The 15,790-nt window shown below is 36.8% G+C and carries 15 protein-coding genes; 14 read left to right on the top strand and 1 reads right to left on the bottom strand.

Going from position 1 to position 15,790, the window contains the following annotated elements; translation table 11 throughout:
- The 8 genes from HPY60_09815 to HPY60_09780 all read left to right on the top strand — a co-directional run.
- The coding region (locus HPY60_09815; GenBank protein ID NPV51475.1) for a 3-isopropylmalate dehydratase large subunit at positions 1-287 on the top strand (287 nt) is incomplete at its 5' end.
- Positions 287-790, top strand: a complete 504-nt coding sequence (locus HPY60_09810) for a 3-isopropylmalate dehydratase small subunit (protein ID NPV51474.1) — start codon at positions 287-289, stop codon at positions 788-790. The genes HPY60_09815 and HPY60_09810, both read left to right, overlap by 1 nt.
- Entirely contained in the window at positions 780-1,775 is a 996-nt protein-coding gene (locus HPY60_09805) for an isocitrate/isopropylmalate dehydrogenase family protein (GenBank protein NPV51473.1), read from the top strand. Before HPY60_09810 ends, HPY60_09805 begins: the two co-directional genes overlap by 11 nt.
- Before the next feature lie 4 nt (positions 1,776-1,779).
- Positions 1,780-2,622, top strand: coding sequence for a lysine biosynthesis protein LysX (lysX, locus tag HPY60_09800; GenBank protein ID NPV51472.1), 843 nt, complete (start codon positions 1,780-1,782; stop codon positions 2,620-2,622).
- A 5-nt stretch (positions 2,623-2,627) separates the two neighbouring features.
- Positions 2,628-3,647, top strand: coding sequence for an N-acetyl-gamma-glutamyl-phosphate reductase (locus HPY60_09795; GenBank protein ID NPV51471.1), 1,020 nt, complete (start codon positions 2,628-2,630; stop codon positions 3,645-3,647).
- 8 nt (positions 3,648-3,655) lie between these two features.
- Positions 3,656-4,444, top strand: a complete 789-nt coding sequence (locus tag HPY60_09790) for a [LysW]-aminoadipate kinase (GenBank protein NPV51470.1) — start codon at positions 3,656-3,658, stop codon at positions 4,442-4,444.
- Positions 4,441-5,604, top strand: a complete 1,164-nt coding sequence (locus tag HPY60_09785) for an aspartate aminotransferase family protein (GenBank protein ID NPV51469.1) — start codon at positions 4,441-4,443, stop codon at positions 5,602-5,604. The genes HPY60_09790 and HPY60_09785 overlap by 4 nt, the downstream gene beginning before the upstream one ends.
- Complete coding sequence (locus HPY60_09780; GenBank protein ID NPV51468.1) at positions 5,591-6,631, top strand: M20/M25/M40 family metallo-hydrolase; 1,041 nt, start codon at positions 5,591-5,593, stop codon at positions 6,629-6,631. The genes HPY60_09785 and HPY60_09780 overlap by 14 nt, the downstream gene beginning before the upstream one ends.
- On the opposite strand, the gene HPY60_09775 is transcribed toward HPY60_09780, so the two are convergent.
- Positions 6,602-7,456: a CPBP family intramembrane metalloprotease gene (locus HPY60_09775; protein ID NPV51467.1), complete on the bottom strand. Its 855-nt coding sequence runs from the start codon at positions 7,454-7,456 to the stop codon at positions 6,602-6,604. The genes HPY60_09780 and HPY60_09775 overlap by 30 nt on opposite strands.
- 101 nt (positions 7,457-7,557) lie before the next feature.
- Here HPY60_09775 and HPY60_09770 point away from each other — a divergent pair, with 101 nt between their 5' ends.
- From HPY60_09770 to HPY60_09745, 6 genes are all read left to right on the top strand, one after another.
- Positions 7,558-10,320, top strand: coding sequence for an HAD-IC family P-type ATPase (locus tag HPY60_09770; protein ID NPV51466.1), 2,763 nt, complete (start codon positions 7,558-7,560; stop codon positions 10,318-10,320).
- Between the two features lie 253 nt (positions 10,321-10,573).
- A complete protein-coding gene (locus HPY60_09765) occupies positions 10,574-12,130 on the top strand; it encodes a 2-isopropylmalate synthase (protein NPV51465.1) in 1,557 nt (518 codons plus the stop codon).
- A complete protein-coding gene (ilvB, locus tag HPY60_09760) occupies positions 12,127-13,845 on the top strand; it encodes a biosynthetic-type acetolactate synthase large subunit (protein NPV51464.1) in 1,719 nt (572 codons plus the stop codon). The genes HPY60_09765 and ilvB overlap by 4 nt, the downstream gene beginning before the upstream one ends.
- Positions 13,830-14,327, top strand: a complete 498-nt coding sequence (ilvN, locus tag HPY60_09755) for an acetolactate synthase small subunit (GenBank protein ID NPV51463.1) — start codon at positions 13,830-13,832, stop codon at positions 14,325-14,327. The genes ilvB and ilvN overlap by 16 nt, the downstream gene beginning before the upstream one ends.
- Positions 14,328-14,330: 3 nt before the next feature.
- Positions 14,331-15,326, top strand: a complete 996-nt coding sequence (gene ilvC, locus HPY60_09750; protein ID NPV51462.1) for a ketol-acid reductoisomerase — start codon at positions 14,331-14,333, stop codon at positions 15,324-15,326.
- 34 nt (positions 15,327-15,360) lie between these two features.
- A partial coding sequence (locus HPY60_09745; GenBank protein NPV51461.1) for a 3-isopropylmalate dehydratase large subunit occupies positions 15,361-15,790 on the top strand: 430 nt, incomplete at its 3' end.

The following is a 15,790-nucleotide window of genomic DNA, read 5'->3' as shown; positions in this document are numbered from 1 at the left end:
CAGTAATTGTTCCGGCATCAAATGAAGTTTATTTTGAGGCAATAAACAGAGGATACATAAAAATATTCATGGATGCAGGTGCAATGGTATGTAATCCTGGATGTGGCCCATGTATTGGTAGGCATCAAGGTGTACTTGCACCTGGAGATAGAGCCTTGACCACTATGAATAGGAACTTTATAGGTAGAATGGGTTCTGATAAAGCAGAAATTATTATTGCATCTCCTGCAACAGCCGCAGCGACTGCACTTACAGGAAAGATAACAGACCCAAGAGAGGTGATTTAATGGGAAAAGTATTCAAATTTGGCGATGACGTTAATACTGATGAGATAATACCAGGAAGGTATAATGTTACTACAGATCCAAAAGCACTTGCTGAACATTGCTTTTTTGAGGTAAGACCAGACTTCTCAAAGACTGTAAAGACTGGCGATTTCATAGTAGCAGGGGAGAACTTTGGATGTGGCTCTTCGAGGGAGCATGCCCCAATTGCTATAAAAGCATCCGGGGTTAAGGCTGTAATTGCAAAGAGCTTTGCTAGAATATTTTACAGAAACTGTATCAACATAGGGCTTCCAATTATGATTTCAGATGAATTGTACGGTCTTGTAAATGATGGAGAAGAGATTGAAGTTAAGTTAAAGGAAGGGACAATTAAGATTCTAAAGACCGGTAAAGAAGTCAAATCAAAAGGCTTTCCAGAGTTTATCATTAAAATTATTGATGCAGGCGGAATTGTCAATTTCTTAAAAAATCATGATATAGGTGAGCTTGAAGATGGCATATAATATTTGCGTTATCGGGGGAGACGGCATAGGAAATGATGTAATTGATGCAGGACTAAAGTTACTTTCTCACATTAATTTAGATTTTAATTACTCATATGCAGAAGCCGGGTATGATTGCTATCTAAAAAATGGGACTTCAATTCCACAAAAAACAATTGATGAATGTAGAAATGCCGATGCAACATTTTTTGGAGCTGTTTCCTCACCGCCAGATATTGTTGACTATAAGAGTGCAATTGTAACTTTAAGAAAGGAGCTTGATCTATTCGTAAACGTAAGGCCAATTAAAAGCCTTCCAATTGAAATTTCAAGGCCAAATATCGATATAGTCATAATGAGAGAAAATACAGAAGGTATGTATAAGGGAATTGAAAGAGAAGAGAATGGAGTTGCAATAGCAGAAAGACACATTTCTGAAAGAGCTTCAAGAAGACTTGCTGAATTTACATACAAATATGCCAGAGATAACAACAGAAAAAGAGTTACTGTGGTTCACAAGGCAAACGTCTTGAGAAAAACCTGCGGTCTTTTCAGAAGAACTGTGTTATCAGTTTCTGAAAAGTTTCCAGATATAGAAACTGAAGAAGTAATAGTAGATGCAATGGCAATGAGATTAATCAAAGAACCAGAAAGATTTGATGTAGTTGTAACAACTAATTTGTTTGGGGATATCTTATCAGATGAAGCTTCTCAACTTGTTGGAGGCCTTGGTATAGCACCTTCAGGAAATATAGGGGAAAAAACTGGACTATTTGAGCCGGTACATGGTTCAGCGCCAAAGTATGCAGGTAAAGATATTGCCAATCCAACTGCTACTTTTCTTTCAGCTGCGATGATGTTAGACTTCCTTGGAGAAAAGAAAGAAGGAGATAAAATAAGAAATAGTATTTTCAGAACATTTGGTGAAGGCAAGAGAACAAAAGATTTGGGTGGAAATCTCGGGACCCTAGCTTTTACTGAAGCTGTAATTAATAATTTGGAGTGATCATATGAAAATAGGAATGCTTTATTCTAGGGTCAGACTTGACGAGAAGTATCTACTCGAAGAATTTAGAAATAGAAGCATAGATGTAGAAAGAATGGACACTAGATGTGCAATATTCAATATAACCGATTTTGAAAAAATGGATTATGATGTAGTATTAGAAAGAGAGATAAGTCATCTTAAAGCACTTTACTCTCTTAAGGTACTAAATGAGATGGGGGTAAAAACAGTTAATTCTTACGAAACTGCTAGCACTTGCGGGGATAAAGTTTTAACTACTTTGGCTTTGACAAAAAACAAAGTTCCATCTCCAAGAACTTATATTGCATTTACTCCTGAAGAGGCCCTTGAAGCGATTGAAAGAATTGGTTATCCTGTAGTGCTAAAACCTGCAACGGGTTCTTGGGGGAGACTACTTTCCAAGGTAAATGACAAGGAAACTGCAGAAAGTATAATTGAACACAAAGTAATACTTGGCTCATATCATCACTCAGTATTTTACATACAGGAATATATCAAGAAACCTGAGAGAGATATTAGGGCATTTGTAGTAGGGGATGAGGTAATTGGAGCTATATACAGAAGCTCACCCCACTGGATCACTAACACGGCAAGAGGAGGAGTTGCATCTAATTGCCCTTTAACTGATGAAATATCAGAAATTTGCCTTAAGGCTGCAGAGGCTGTTGGTGGAGGAGTAGTTGCAATTGATTTACTAGAAGATAAAGGAAAGCTTTTAGTAAATGAGGTAAATTATACTATGGAGTTTAAGAATAGTATTGCGCCAACAGGTGTTAATATTCCAGGTAAAGTAGTTGATTATGTTATTGAAGTAGCAAAGAGGTAATTAAAATGAAAGTTTCAGTTATTGGTGCTTCAGGATATACCGGAGGAGAATTATTAAGGCTATTAGTAAATCACCCTGAAGTAACACTTGACAGAATCTCATCTGAGTCAAATGCTGGCTCTTTTGTGCATATGATTCATCCAAATTTAAGAGGATTTAATATTAAATTCTCATCTATAAAAGAATCTTTTGATTCAGATCTAGTATTCTTTTGCCTGCCTCATGGGGTTTCGATGGACTATTTGAGGGAGTTTTATGATACTGGAGTTAAGATAATCGATCTAGGGGCAGATTTGAGACTAAAAGACAAGGATGTATACAAGTCTTGGTATGGCCTTGATCATAAATGCCCAGAACTTTTAGAAGAAGCTGTATATGGTATCCCAGAAATACACAGAGAGGAAATAAAGAAGACTCGATTAGTTGCAAATCCAGGATGCATAGCTACTTCGATGATTATGGCTTTGTATCCACTTAGACACCTTAACATTGACAAAGATAGAATAGTAATTGACAGTAAAATAGGGTCTTCTGCATCTGGAGATTCATTCAGTGCGTCAAGTCACCACCCAGAGAGATCAAGGGCAATAAGATGTTACTCCCCAATTTATCATAGGCATATAGCTGAAGTTGAGCAGGAAACTGGATTTAAGGTTACTATGGCCCCACACGCTATAGAGATGGTTAGGGGAATTTTCTCAACCACATACCTCTTCTTAAATCAGCCTTATGATGAGAAAGAAATAAGAGGAATATATAGAGAGTTTTCAGAACAGAACAAATTCTTTAGAGTTGTAAAGCAGAAGAAGGGAATCTATAGGCATCCTGACCCAAAAATATTAACGGGTTCAAACTTCTGCGAAGTTGGATTTGAACTTGATAGGGAAAATAGAAGAATGGTTGTCTTTTCTGCAATTGATAATCTTATGAAAGGTGCAGCTGGAGCTGCAGTTCAGAACATGAACATTATGTACGGCCTTGAAGAAGATACCGGTCTAAAGTATATTGGATACCATCCGATTTAGGTGATTAAATGATTGTGATAAAGATTGGTGGAAGTCTTGGAACAGAGGTCCAAAGTTTAGCAAAAGAGATAGCTGAAATTTCAAAAAAGGAAAAGATAGTAGTTGTCCACGGAGGGTCTTATGAGACTACAGAAATATCTCAAAAACTTGGTAAAGAAACAAAGTTTGTTACATCTGTTTCTGGATTTAGATCAAGGTACACCGATCTTGAAACAGTCCAAATAATGGAAATGGTAATGGCTGGAAAGATAAACAAGGAACTCGTAAAACTTATTCAAAAGTCTGGGGCTAATGCTTTTGGATTGTCAGGTGCAGATGGAAAGCTCTTGCTTGCTAAGAGAAAGGATTCTATAAAAATAATAGAAGACGGTAAAAAGAAAATATTAAAGGATGACTTTACAGGAAAAGTTGAGAGGGTAAACAAAGAACTTATTACAATTTTACTTGAGAAGGGATATTTACCCATAATCTGTCCTTTGGCAATAAGCTCGGAAGGAGATATTGTAAACACAGATGGTGACAGGGCAGCTGCTGCCATAGCGTCTGCATTGTCAGCTGACTTGGTAGTCATGACAAACGTTGACGGATTTCTGAAGGATGGAAAGCTTGTAACTGAACTTAATTTATTGCAAATAGAGGAAGCTTATAATTTTGCAGACGGGGGGATGAAGAAAAAACTTCTTGCTGCAAAAGAAGCTATAGAACAGGGAAGTCCTCGAGTAATAATTGCGCGGGGAAATCTAGATAATTCATTAGAAAATGCCTTGAATGGCAAGAGAACGGTGATTTCAAGATGATCTACAAAGACCTAGAAGAAAAATATGGTAGTGGAGTATACTATAAGAGGGATTTAGAAATTGTATCAGGTAAAGGTGTTTATCTCTACGATAGTCAAGGCAACGAATACATAGACTGCGTTGCAGGTCATGGAGTATGTCTCTTTGGGCACTCCCATCCAAAGATAGTTCAAGCAATAAAAGAGCAGTCTGATACTTTGATTTCGTGCCCTGAGATATTCTATAATGACAAGAGGGCCCAACTTTTGGAAAAAATTGCAGAGATTACTCCAAAAGGACTTACAAAAACATTTCTTTCAAACTCTGGTGCAGAAGCTGTAGAGGCAGCATTAAAGTTTTCAAGAAAAATTACAGGGAAGACAGATATTGTTTCATTTACATTTGGATTCCATGGGAGAACTATGGGGGCCTTATCTGCAACCTGGAAAGCTGAATACAAAAAACCTTTCCTCCCACTGATACCTGGTTTTTGTCATACTGCATATAACAATCTAGAAAAACTTCAAGATGTAATCACAGATAATACTGCGGCGATTATAGTAGAACCTGTTCAAGGTGAAGGTGGAGTTAAACCTGCAAATATGGAGTTTATAAAAGGGATTAGGGAGATTTGCGATCAAAAAGGAATATTGATGATTGTAGATGAGGTGCAAACTGGATTTGGGAGAACTGGAGAATTATTTGCAATTAATAGATACAATGTTTCACCAGATATACTATGTTTAGGAAAGGGAATAGCTGGAGGAATACCTATGGGAGCAACTGTTGTAAGGGAAGATCTTGCAAAGTTTGACAAAGGGGAACACGGGTCAACGTTTGGGGGAAATCCTTTGGCATGTAATGCTTCACTTGCAGCTATAAGGGCTCTAAAAGAAGAAAAGCTAGTAGAAAGATCAAAAGAGAATGGGGAATACTTCTTATCCCAGCTTAGAAAGAACATAGACGAATCTGTTTACAAAGACATAAGAGGTCTTGGCCTCATGATAGGTATTGAAATGAAACAAAAAGTAGGGCCATATCTTGCACAGCTCATGGAGAAAAAAATACTTGCACTTACAGCAGGTAAACTTGTAGTCCGATACCTCCCTCCATTAATAATTGAAAAAGAACATATTGACAGGGTTGTGGAGGCAACAGGTGAAGTTATTGGAAGAAGTTAATCTGCTTAGAGATATAATAAAAATATATAGCCCTTCAGAGAATGAAAAAGAAGTCTCTGATTTTTTATTTAATTTTCTTAAAAACAAAAATTTAGATGTTGAGCAAGACACAGAATGGAACATTATTTCCAAGATTGGATCTGGCTCTCCCTATATACTTTTAACTAGCCATATGGACACCGTTAGTGGAGAACTTCCGTTTAGAATTGATGGGAATAGAATCTATGGCAGAGGAGCTTGTGACGCTAAGTCTCCTCTTGCAGCGCTTCTTTCTGCTTTTATAAGATTCAAAGATAAAAAATTCAAAGGAACTATGATTTTTGCAGGCGTTACTGGAGAAGAGGCCCCAAATTCTAGAGGAACTCTTGAATTAATGAAAAAAATAAATGCTGATTATATATTTTTAGGTGAGCCAGGTTCTTTCGATGGGATCACAATAGGGTATAAGGGTAGATTATTGTTAAAGCTATTATTCAAAGGTAAAGCTTCGCATTCATCTGCAGAGGAAGAGAATCCAATCCAAAAGTTCATAGATTTTTCAAATAAAGTTTCTAATCTACATAAAGGAAATAATCTTTTTGAATCACTTAGTTATTCACCAACTTCAATATTTGCAGAATCTGAGAGTAATGTGGTGCCAAGTGAATGTAAAGTTACAATAGATTTTAGAGTTCCACCAGGCCTGCCATATCAAGAGGTGTTGAAAGAAATAAAACAATTGATTGATGGTGAAATTGAGCTTGTTGAAGGTGTGGATGGGGTAATAACTTCAAAGAACAACATACTTGTAAAAACATTAGTAAAGACAATAAGAGAAAATGGATTTTCCCCTAAGTATAAGAAAAAGACTGGCTCTTCAGATATGAATTTACTTGTTAGATTAACAGAAAACATTGTTACCTATGGCCCTGGAGATTCCTCTTTAGATCATACTGATATGGAGTACATTGACACTGATGAATACCTAAAATCAATTGATATTCTAGAGAATGCTATATCAGAACTTTTGGGGATAACTTCTCTTTAAATCCCAAAGAAATATTATTGCAAGTATTAGGAATGCAAGTAATCCAGGTAGACCAAAAGGTACACCTAAAAGCTGATTATTTGTTTGTGCAAAAAGTATTCCAAATCCCACATAAGCATTAATCGCCCCGTGTCCGAGTGCGGCAGTAAGAACTGATTTTGACTTAATTTTTAACCATCCAAAGAAAATACCTACAAAGATGGTCCATAGTGTAAAGAGGAATACACCTGGTAAGGGATATTGATGATAGTTATAGCCCATTGCGATTAATGGTGCATGCCAAAGTCCCCAGATTATACCTGTAATTATAAGAGTTTTAAGTATTGAAAACTTTTCTAGTAAAAGATCCTGAAGGTAACCACGCCATCCATATTCTTCTCCAAATGCAAAGATAGAATTGGGGAAAACAGGGGCGATGGCATAGTTAATTAAATAGATATATATCGGGATGCCATACTGGCTTGGAAAAATTAAATCCAAATTGGTACTAAAAGTACCTAATCTCATCAGGACAAATAAAAGAATTCCAAGTCCAATGGCTATAAAAGGGTAGAAATATGCGGCTAAGTAATACTTAATGCCAGTTCCTATTTTTATTCCGAATGATGAAATTGGTCTTTTTAGGTAAAATTTAGTTAGCAAAGAAGAAACTATTAACGGTATAAACATCATAACTATTAAAAATGCAAATGTGTTCTCATATTTTAGTCCACCGTTAACATAAACAAATGCAAGCATTAAATATGTAATAATAAACGTAATTAATACAAAATAAATGATCCCCATTGAGGATTTGTCTTTAAAATTTAACAAATTAGCTACCATCTTCTCACTTAGTAATAAGTTAATTAAATATATTTAAAAAATTAACTAAAAAGTTAGGCAAGGCAAAATTTTATAAGGAGAAATATATTACTTCTATTGTTATGCAAAATAAAGATAAAGGAGGGGTACTTGTGGAAACAAAATTAGATTGGTGTGAGTTAAATACTAAAGAAACTATAAAGAAGTTGGATTCATCCACGGGTGGACTCTCCTCTAAAGAGGCATTTTCTAGACTTGAAAAATATGGTTATAATGAGATTAAATTTAAGAAAAAAAGTCCTCTTGTCAGATTTTTAATGCAATTCAATAATCCGCTGCTTATAGTTTTGATAGTGGCAGCTTTTGCATGTTTCTTCCTATGGGCATTCATGGGAGAAGAAGATATTATAATGGATATGTGGGTAATAATTGGAGTTGTTCTAGCAACGGCCATAATTGGATTTATTCAAGAAGGTAAAGCAGAGGCTTCAATTGATGCCTTAAAAGATATGTTAGTGGATAAATGTAAAGTAATACGAGATGGTGAAACTAAGGTAATTCCTGCACGAGAATTAGTTCCAGGGGATGTTGTAATTATCGAGTCAGGCGATAAAGTCCCTGCTGACCTTAGAATAACATCTTCAAAGAGTTTACACTTAGATGAGTCAATGCTTACAGGAGAATCGATGCCCGTTTACAAGGGTGCGGAAGACGACCCCAATAAGAAAGATGACGAAAGAAAATTTTGTATGGCATATGGGGGAACATTTGTAACAAGTGGCAGGGGGCACGGTATTGCCTACGCAACTGCAGAGGATACAGAAATTGGTAAGATAGCAAAACTTATGAAAAGTTCTGGACAAACTACACCTCCAATACTAAAAAAAATATCTGCTTTTGTAAAATTACTAATTATTACAATAGTATCTTTTGGAGTCTTAGTTTTTGGGCTCGGTGTTATAGAAGGATATGAGATAGTCTATATGTTCCTTGCAATGATAGGTATGATTGTAGCTTTAATACCTGAAGGCCTTGCAGGAGCTATAATAGCTGCTTTTGCGGTTGGATCTACAGCTATGGCGAGAAGAAATGCAATAGTAAGAAACTTACCGGCTGCAGAAACATTAGGTAGCGTAACAGTAATTTGTTCAGATAAAACAGGAACGCTTACTAAAAATGAAATGACTGCTGTTCGTATATTTAGCGGCAATAAATTCTACTTTGTTGAAGGTGTGGGATACGAACCTATAGGCCAAATTCTGGAAAAAGATAAGAATACAAAAGCGAAACTAACGCCAGAACTTATCCAAACTTTGAGGGCAGGTTTTCTTTGTAACAATGCAGGTATAGCCATAGAAAAAGATAGATATGTTGCAAAAGGTAGCCACACAGAAGCAGCTTTGATCGTTTCGGCTACAAAAGCAGGCGTTGATGAAAAACTTCTAAAATTAGACGAAATACCTTTTGATCCAAAACAACAATATATGGCAACACTGCATGAGGAAGGGGATACAAACCTCATTTATGTTAAAGGATCCCCTGAGAGAATCCTAAAATCTTGTAAAGATCAACTAGTTGATGGAAAAAAAATTCCTCTTGATAAAGACTTGATAATGAGAAACGTTGAGAGTATGGCTAAAGATGCTTTGAGAGTCTTGGCTATGGCTTACAAGAAGGTTCCTACTGACAAGCTTTCTCTTGAAGAAATAGATATCTCAGATCTGACATTTGTAGGGGCCCAAGGGATGATAGACCCACCAAGGAAGGAGGCTATTGATGCTATTGAAAAATGTAAAACAGCAGGGATTCGACCGGTAATGATTACTGGGGACCATGCTTTCACTGCTAAAGCGGTTGCTAAACAGCTGAAAATTGGAGATGGTGAAGACAGTGTTTTAACAGGAAAAGAAATTTCTGATATGACTGATGAAGAACTATACAAAGTAGTTAATGATGTCTCAGTTTATGCAAGAGTTGAACCAGAGCATAAGTACAGAATTACAAAACAATTGCAGGAAAGAGGGCATATAGTTGCAATGACGGGGGATGGAGTAAATGATGCGCCCGCATTGAAGGCAGCAGATATAGGAGTTGCTATGGGTAAGGGTGGAACTGAAGTTAGTAAAGAAGCCTCAGACATAATATTGACTGATGATAATTTTGCCACAATAGTTGATGCTGTTGAAGAAGGCAGGCATGTCTACGATAATATATGGAAAGTCATATTATATATAATGCCAACAAATGGAGGTCAAGGACTTGCAATGGCAGGAGCCTTGTTCTTAGCACCTTTAGTGCCTCTTTTTAGTCATAGACTACCAATTGAGCCTGTACAGATACTTTGGGTAAATTTAATTATTGCTATTGCATGCGCAATTCCATTAATCTGGGAACCAGCAGGAAAGGATTTGTTAAATAGGCCTCCAAGGGACCCTAACGAAAAATTGTTCAACAAGTTTTTCATTAGAAGAGTTGGTATAGTATCTATAATAGAAGTGGCAATGATATTCTCAATGTATTTACTGTTCTTCGATTCAGTAGGTAACTCACTTGAATATATGCCGCAGGCTCAAACAATTGCATTCACTACGATAATAATGATCGAAGTTGGCTACCTATTTACTGCAAGGTCCTTGAAAGGTACAGCATTTAAAATAAATCCATTCAGAAACAAGTGGTTAATAATAGGTGCTATGACAACTTTAGTATTGCAAGTAATTCTAGTATATTCAGAACCCCTATTTGGTACAAGCCCTTTCAGAACAGCACCCTTTCCTGCAATCTGGTGGATTCCCTTGACTCTAGTAGCAACAACAAGTTTCTTTGTTATTGAAATAGAAAAATTCATTGCTAGAAGGCTAGAAATTAAAAAAACTGCCATATAAAATTATATTTTTTATTTTCAATTGATTTTTATTTAAAAATAACCGAAAAACTTAAAAAGAAATAAATTGGCTTTAAAATGCATTAGGTGCATACTATGGAGTTAGTAATTAGGGGGGGTGCATTTTTGCCCCTCGCAAAGGTATAAATTCTTTCTAACGATTCTCCGTAGTCTTACCTGTAATATTAAAATTGTAAGTGATTTATTTTCTTTTAGGATACTTACTACATTATCAATTATAATGGGTGGATAGCATGGAAGAAGTTATTTGTGTAAGTGATTACAACAAAAAAGTATTAGAAAAAATGAATATAGAAGGTATAAAGATATTTGATACAACTCTTAGAGATGGAGAGCAGACCCCTGGTGTTGCATTCAACATCGAAGAAAAGATGAAGATAGCAGAGAGTCTTGATCTCTTAGGGGTTGACGCTATTGAGGCGGGATTCCCCATAACATCTGCTGGAGAGAAAGACGCCATAAAAAAAGTATGTGACATGGGGCTTAAGGCAAAAGTATGTGGACTTGCAAGATCAAATAAAAAAGATATTGATATAGCATTAGATTGTAATGTTGATAGAGTTCATACATTTATTGCTACCTCCCCTCTTCATAGAGAATTCAAACTTAAGATGTCAAAAGAAGAGATTATGAGTAAGGCGGTAGAAGGTGTGGAATATGCAAAAGATCATGGGGTTGAAGTAGAGTTCTCATGTGAAGATGCAACAAGAACAGAATTAGAATATCTTAAAGAGATGCATAGAGCGGTAAGAGATGCAGGCGTGGATTATATTAATGTGCCAGATACAGTTGGAACTATAATGCCAAAAGCAATGAGATACTTAATAAAAGAGCTTGTTGATGATATTAATGTACCTATTAGCATTCATTGCCACAATGATTTTGGTCTTGCTGTGGCAAATTCTCTAGCCGCAGTTGAAAGTGGTGCTAAACAGGTTCATTGTACAGTAAATGGTCTAGGTGAAAGAGCAGGAAATGCTTCTCTAGAGGAAACAGTAATGAGTCTAATGGCTCTTTACGGAGTAAGATTCTCTCTTGATACTACAAGACTTACCTATATATCTAAACTTGTCTCGAGAATATCTGGAGTAGTTGTACAACCAAACAAAGCAATCGTTGGAGAAAATGCTTTTGCTCATGAATCTGGTATCCATGTTCACGGAGTACTAAGCAAAGCCTTCTGTTATGAGCCTCTTACTCCAAAGTTAGTAGGAAGAGAAAGTGAGATTGTTGTTGGAAAACACACAGGGCTCCACGCTGTTGAAAAGAAGCTTAAAGACTTTGGTATCGGACTGACAAAAGAGCAGATCTTAGAGATTGTTGACGATGTTAAACAGATAAGAGAAAGTGGAAAGAAGATTACTGATGAAGATCTAATTGCAATAGCGGCTGGTTACGTTGGAAAAGTACCAGATGAAGAAAAAGAGGTAAAGCTAGAAGAAATGTCAATTATTTCTGGGCTTCATATTACCCCAACAGCAACAGCTATCCTAAACATAAATGGAAATAAGAAAGTGGGCTCAAATATAGGAAATGGGGCTGTCGACGCTGCATTAAATGCATTAAAATCTGTTGTTCCAGAAAAGATAACACTCGAAGAATACAGACTTGAGGCAATAACAGGCGGTTCTGACGCATTATGCCAGGTTTCTGTTAAGATGACAAACGAGGATGGAATCAAAGCTTTAGGAAAGAGTGTTGGACCAGATATAGTCATGACTAGTGTCAATGCAGCTATAGAGGCGATAAACAAACTAAGAAAAATTAGTAAAGAGGGGAAAACGAAATGAATGAAGGATTAAAAGGAACAGAAATTGTAATAAAGTGCTTAAAAGAAGAAAATGTCAAAAATATCTTTGGATTCCCTGGAGGTCAGTTAATCCCCCTTTATGACGAACTCTATGAAGAAACTGATGTTAGAAACATTTTAGTAAGACATGAACAGGGAGCAGCTCATGCTGCAGATGGTTATGCAAGAGCCTCGGGAGAACCCGGAGTGTGTATGGCAACTTCTGGACCTGGTGCAACAAATCTAATAACTGGATTATTAAACGCAACAATGGATTCGATTCCGGTGGTGGCTTTTACAGCGCAGGTCCCAACAAAAGCTATAGGCACAGATGCATTTCAAGAGGCAGATACTTTTGGAATAACGATGCCAATAACGAAGCACAATTTTTTAGTCAAGTCAACAAACGATTTATCTAGAACTATTAAAGGTGCCTTCAAAATTGCAAATACTGGAAGAAAAGGTGCTGTAGTTATAGACTTGCCCAATGATGTTCAGCAGAAAAGATCTAAAGAGTATCATCATGGAGAAGTCAAGTTTGCAGGCTATAATCCGAGTATTGTTCCAAATCCACTGCAACTTAAGAGAATCGCTCAGAAACTTGTAGAAGCAGAGAGGCCATTAATACTTGCAGGAGGGGGAGTAATACTTGCAAATGCTACTGAAGATTTGAGATTACTTGCAGAATATCTTGGAGCGGGAGTGGCAACTACACTTATGGGAAAAGGGGCTATACCCGAAAATCACCCCTTGTCACTTGGTATGGTGGGAATGCATGGAAGGCTTGGGGCTAATAAAATGATCAATAGTTGCGACGTTTTATTAGTTATTGGATGCAGATTCTCTGATAGAACAACTGGATGGGGTCTTGAATCGTTTGCGCCTGATGCTGTTAAAATTCACTGTGATATAGATTCGTCTGAATTAAACAAAAACATACCTGTCGAATTTCCCCTTGTGGGTGATGCTAATCTTGTCATAAGAGATCTGATTAAGTTTATTAAAAAGTATGAGGATGTTAAAAAAGATACAAATGTTTGGAGAAAGAGGGTAAATCAGCTCCATAATATGTGTGAAGAATGTGAAACTGTTAAACCGAACGGATCTAAACTTACGCCTGAAATTATCATTAAAACTATTAACAATTTCCTTGAAGATAATGCAATAGTTACAACTGAAGTGGGTCAGAATCAGATGTTTGCAGCTCACTATTATATCACTAAAAAACCAAGGCAGTTTATATCTTCTGGAGGCCTTGGAACAATGGGATTTGGATTTCCTGCAGCTATTGGAGCAAAGGTAGCAAAACCAGATAATCAAGTTTTAGATATTGCAGGTGATGGGTCATTTTTGATGGTATGCCAAGAATTAGCTACTGCAATGAGTGAAGATATTCCTGTAGTTGTGGCAATATTAAATAACTCGTTCCTTGGTATGGTTAGACAGTGGCAAGAACTTTTCTGGGATAAGAGATACGCGGGAACAAAGCTTGGAACAATCCCGGATTTTGTAAAACTTGCAGAATCATTTGGTGCATACGGAGAAAGAGTTGAAAAAACTAGCGATATTGAAAAGGCGTTGAAAAATGCTTTTGATTCTGGTGTTGTTTCAATTCTTGACTTTAAAATAGAATCTGAAACTAATATTCTTCCAATGATCCCGCCTGGGGGCAGGGTTGATGAGATGATAGGGGTGGGAAGATGTCGACACAAATAATCTCAGTTCTAGTTGAAGATGAAGCAGGATCTCTAACTAGGATGAGTGGCATGTTTTCTAGAAGAGGTATTAATATTCATTCTCTAACAGTCTCTCCTTCAGAAAAAGAAGGTATGAGTAGAATGACTATAGTTACTACTGGAGATGAAAGAGAGATAGAAAAGGTAGAAAAACAATTGAATAAACTTATAGAAGTAGTAAAGGTAAACATCCTAGATAAAAATAGTTCTGTTGTAAGGGATCTTTGTCTATTAAAGATTTTTGCTGACAAAGAGAATAGGGCAGAGATTATTGAAATAGCCAATGCATTTAAAGCGAATATAGTAGATATTAGTATAAGAGCAATAACCCTAGAGATAACAGCAGATCCGCTAGATATTGACAGATTCGTTGAAACAATGAAGAACTTTGGCATAAAAGAACTCTTTAGAACGGGAGTTACTGCCATTTCTAGGGATGTTGAAAAGAAAACTGGAGGTTAAAGTATGGCAACAATGTATTATGATTGTGATGCAGACCTTAAATATTTACAAGGTAAAAAAGTAGCCGTGATAGGTTATGGAAATCAAGGAAGGGCACAGGCCCTATGTTTGCACGATAGCGGTATTGACGTTGTCGTTGGTGTAAATGAAGGGGGAAAATCTTGGAACTGCGCAAAGGACGCAGGTATAAAGACTATGAGTGTTGAAGATGCTGCAAAGGCAGGAGACATAGTCCACATCCTGATACCTGATGAAGTCCAGCCACATGTTTACACTAAATACATAAAGGATAATCTAAAGGAAGGCAATGTTCTAAGCTTTTCTCATGGATTTAATATAACATTCAATCAGATCAAGCCACCAGAATATGTTGACGTAGTCATGATTGCACCAAAAACACCAGGTAGTGAGCTTAGAAGGCTTTACAAAGAAGGATTTGGGGCTCCAGCACTTCTTGCTGTTGAGCAGGATTACACTGGAAAAGCTAAGCAGACAGCACTTGCTATGGCAAAGGCCATGAATTTAACAAAAGCCGGGGTAGTTGAAACTACATTCGAAGAGGAGGCAATCACAGATATATTCGGTGAGCAGTGTGTCCTCTGTGGTGGAATTACAGAACTCATTACAGCTGGTTTCGAAACATTGGTTAGTGAAGGTTACCAGCCTGAAATTGCGTATTTTGAATGTTTAAACGAAATGAAACTCATAGTAGACTTATTCTATGAAGGTGGCTTAGAACTCATGTGGGAGAGAGTTTCTAACACTGCAGAATATGGTGGAAGAACAAGAGGACCAATGATAATCGATGATTCAGTCAGAGAAAGAATGTACGAAGTCCTTGACAACATTAAATCAGGAGAATTTGCTAGAGAGTTCATGATGGAGAACTACACAGGAAGACCAGTTCTTACAAGAGCAAGGAAAGAGGGTAAAGAAAAACTCATAGAAGAAGTAGGTAAAGATATCAGAAAGATGTTCTTAAAACCTGAAAAAAAATAATATAATTTAAATTTTTATTTTTTAGTTGATTTTTATGGGAAAGACTATATCAGAAAAAATAATCGGGAATAAGGCCGGCGCCACTGTCGAGGCGGGCCAGATAGTTGAAGCCAATGTAGATTACGTAATGGTTAATGACGTAACAGGGCTACCTGCATTTGAGCAGTTTGAAAAACTTCCAAAGGGAATAATGCCCATTAGAGAAAAGATAGTACTTATCCCAGACCATTATGTTCCAAACAAGGATGTTGCATCTGCTGAGCAGGCAAAAAGAATGCGAGATTTTGCAAAAAAATACAAAATAGACAACTACTTTGAAGTAGGAAGAGGTGGAGTATGCCACCAACTTATGATTGAGAAGGGTTTTGTTGCACCTGGAAGATTGATTGTTGGTGCAGATTCACATACTTGTAGTTATGGTGCTTTAGGAGCTTTTTCAACAGGTATAGGCTCAACTGAAGCTG

Origin of the sequence: Methanofastidiosum sp. (genome assembly GCA_013178285.1) — an archaeon.
In the GTDB taxonomy this organism is placed as follows: Archaea; Methanobacteriota_B; Thermococci; order Methanofastidiosales; family Methanofastidiosaceae; genus Methanofastidiosum.
The sequence above is the reverse complement of the archived record's forward strand: the minus strand, read 5'-3'. Positions and strand labels throughout refer to the sequence as shown.

Excerpts from the sequence above, each read along its gene's own strand:
- HPY60_09810 (NPV51474.1), top strand. The coding sequence starts at position 287 with ATGGGAAAAGTATTCAAATTTGGCGATGACGTTAATACTGATGAGATA.
- HPY60_09805 (NPV51473.1), top strand. The coding sequence starts at position 780 with ATGGCATATAATATTTGCGTTATCGGGGGAGACGGCATAGGAAATGAT.
- lysX (NPV51472.1), top strand. The coding sequence starts at position 1,780 with ATGAAAATAGGAATGCTTTATTCTAGGGTCAGACTTGACGAGAAGTAT.
- HPY60_09795 (NPV51471.1), top strand. The coding sequence starts at position 2,628 with ATGAAAGTTTCAGTTATTGGTGCTTCAGGATATACCGGAGGAGAATTA.
- HPY60_09790 (NPV51470.1), top strand. The coding sequence starts at position 3,656 with ATGATTGTGATAAAGATTGGTGGAAGTCTTGGAACAGAGGTCCAAAGT.
- HPY60_09785 (NPV51469.1), top strand. The coding sequence starts at position 4,441 with ATGATCTACAAAGACCTAGAAGAAAAATATGGTAGTGGAGTATACTAT.
- HPY60_09775 (NPV51467.1), bottom strand. The coding sequence starts at position 7,456 with ATGGTAGCTAATTTGTTAAATTTTAAAGACAAATCCTCAATGGGGATC.
- HPY60_09770 (NPV51466.1), top strand. The coding sequence starts at position 7,558 with ATGCAAAATAAAGATAAAGGAGGGGTACTTGTGGAAACAAAATTAGAT.
- HPY60_09765 (NPV51465.1), top strand. The coding sequence starts at position 10,574 with ATGGAAGAAGTTATTTGTGTAAGTGATTACAACAAAAAAGTATTAGAA.
- ilvB (NPV51464.1), top strand. The coding sequence starts at position 12,127 with ATGAATGAAGGATTAAAAGGAACAGAAATTGTAATAAAGTGCTTAAAA.
- ilvN (NPV51463.1), top strand. The coding sequence starts at position 13,830 with ATGTCGACACAAATAATCTCAGTTCTAGTTGAAGATGAAGCAGGATCT.
- ilvC (NPV51462.1), top strand. The coding sequence starts at position 14,331 with ATGGCAACAATGTATTATGATTGTGATGCAGACCTTAAATATTTACAA.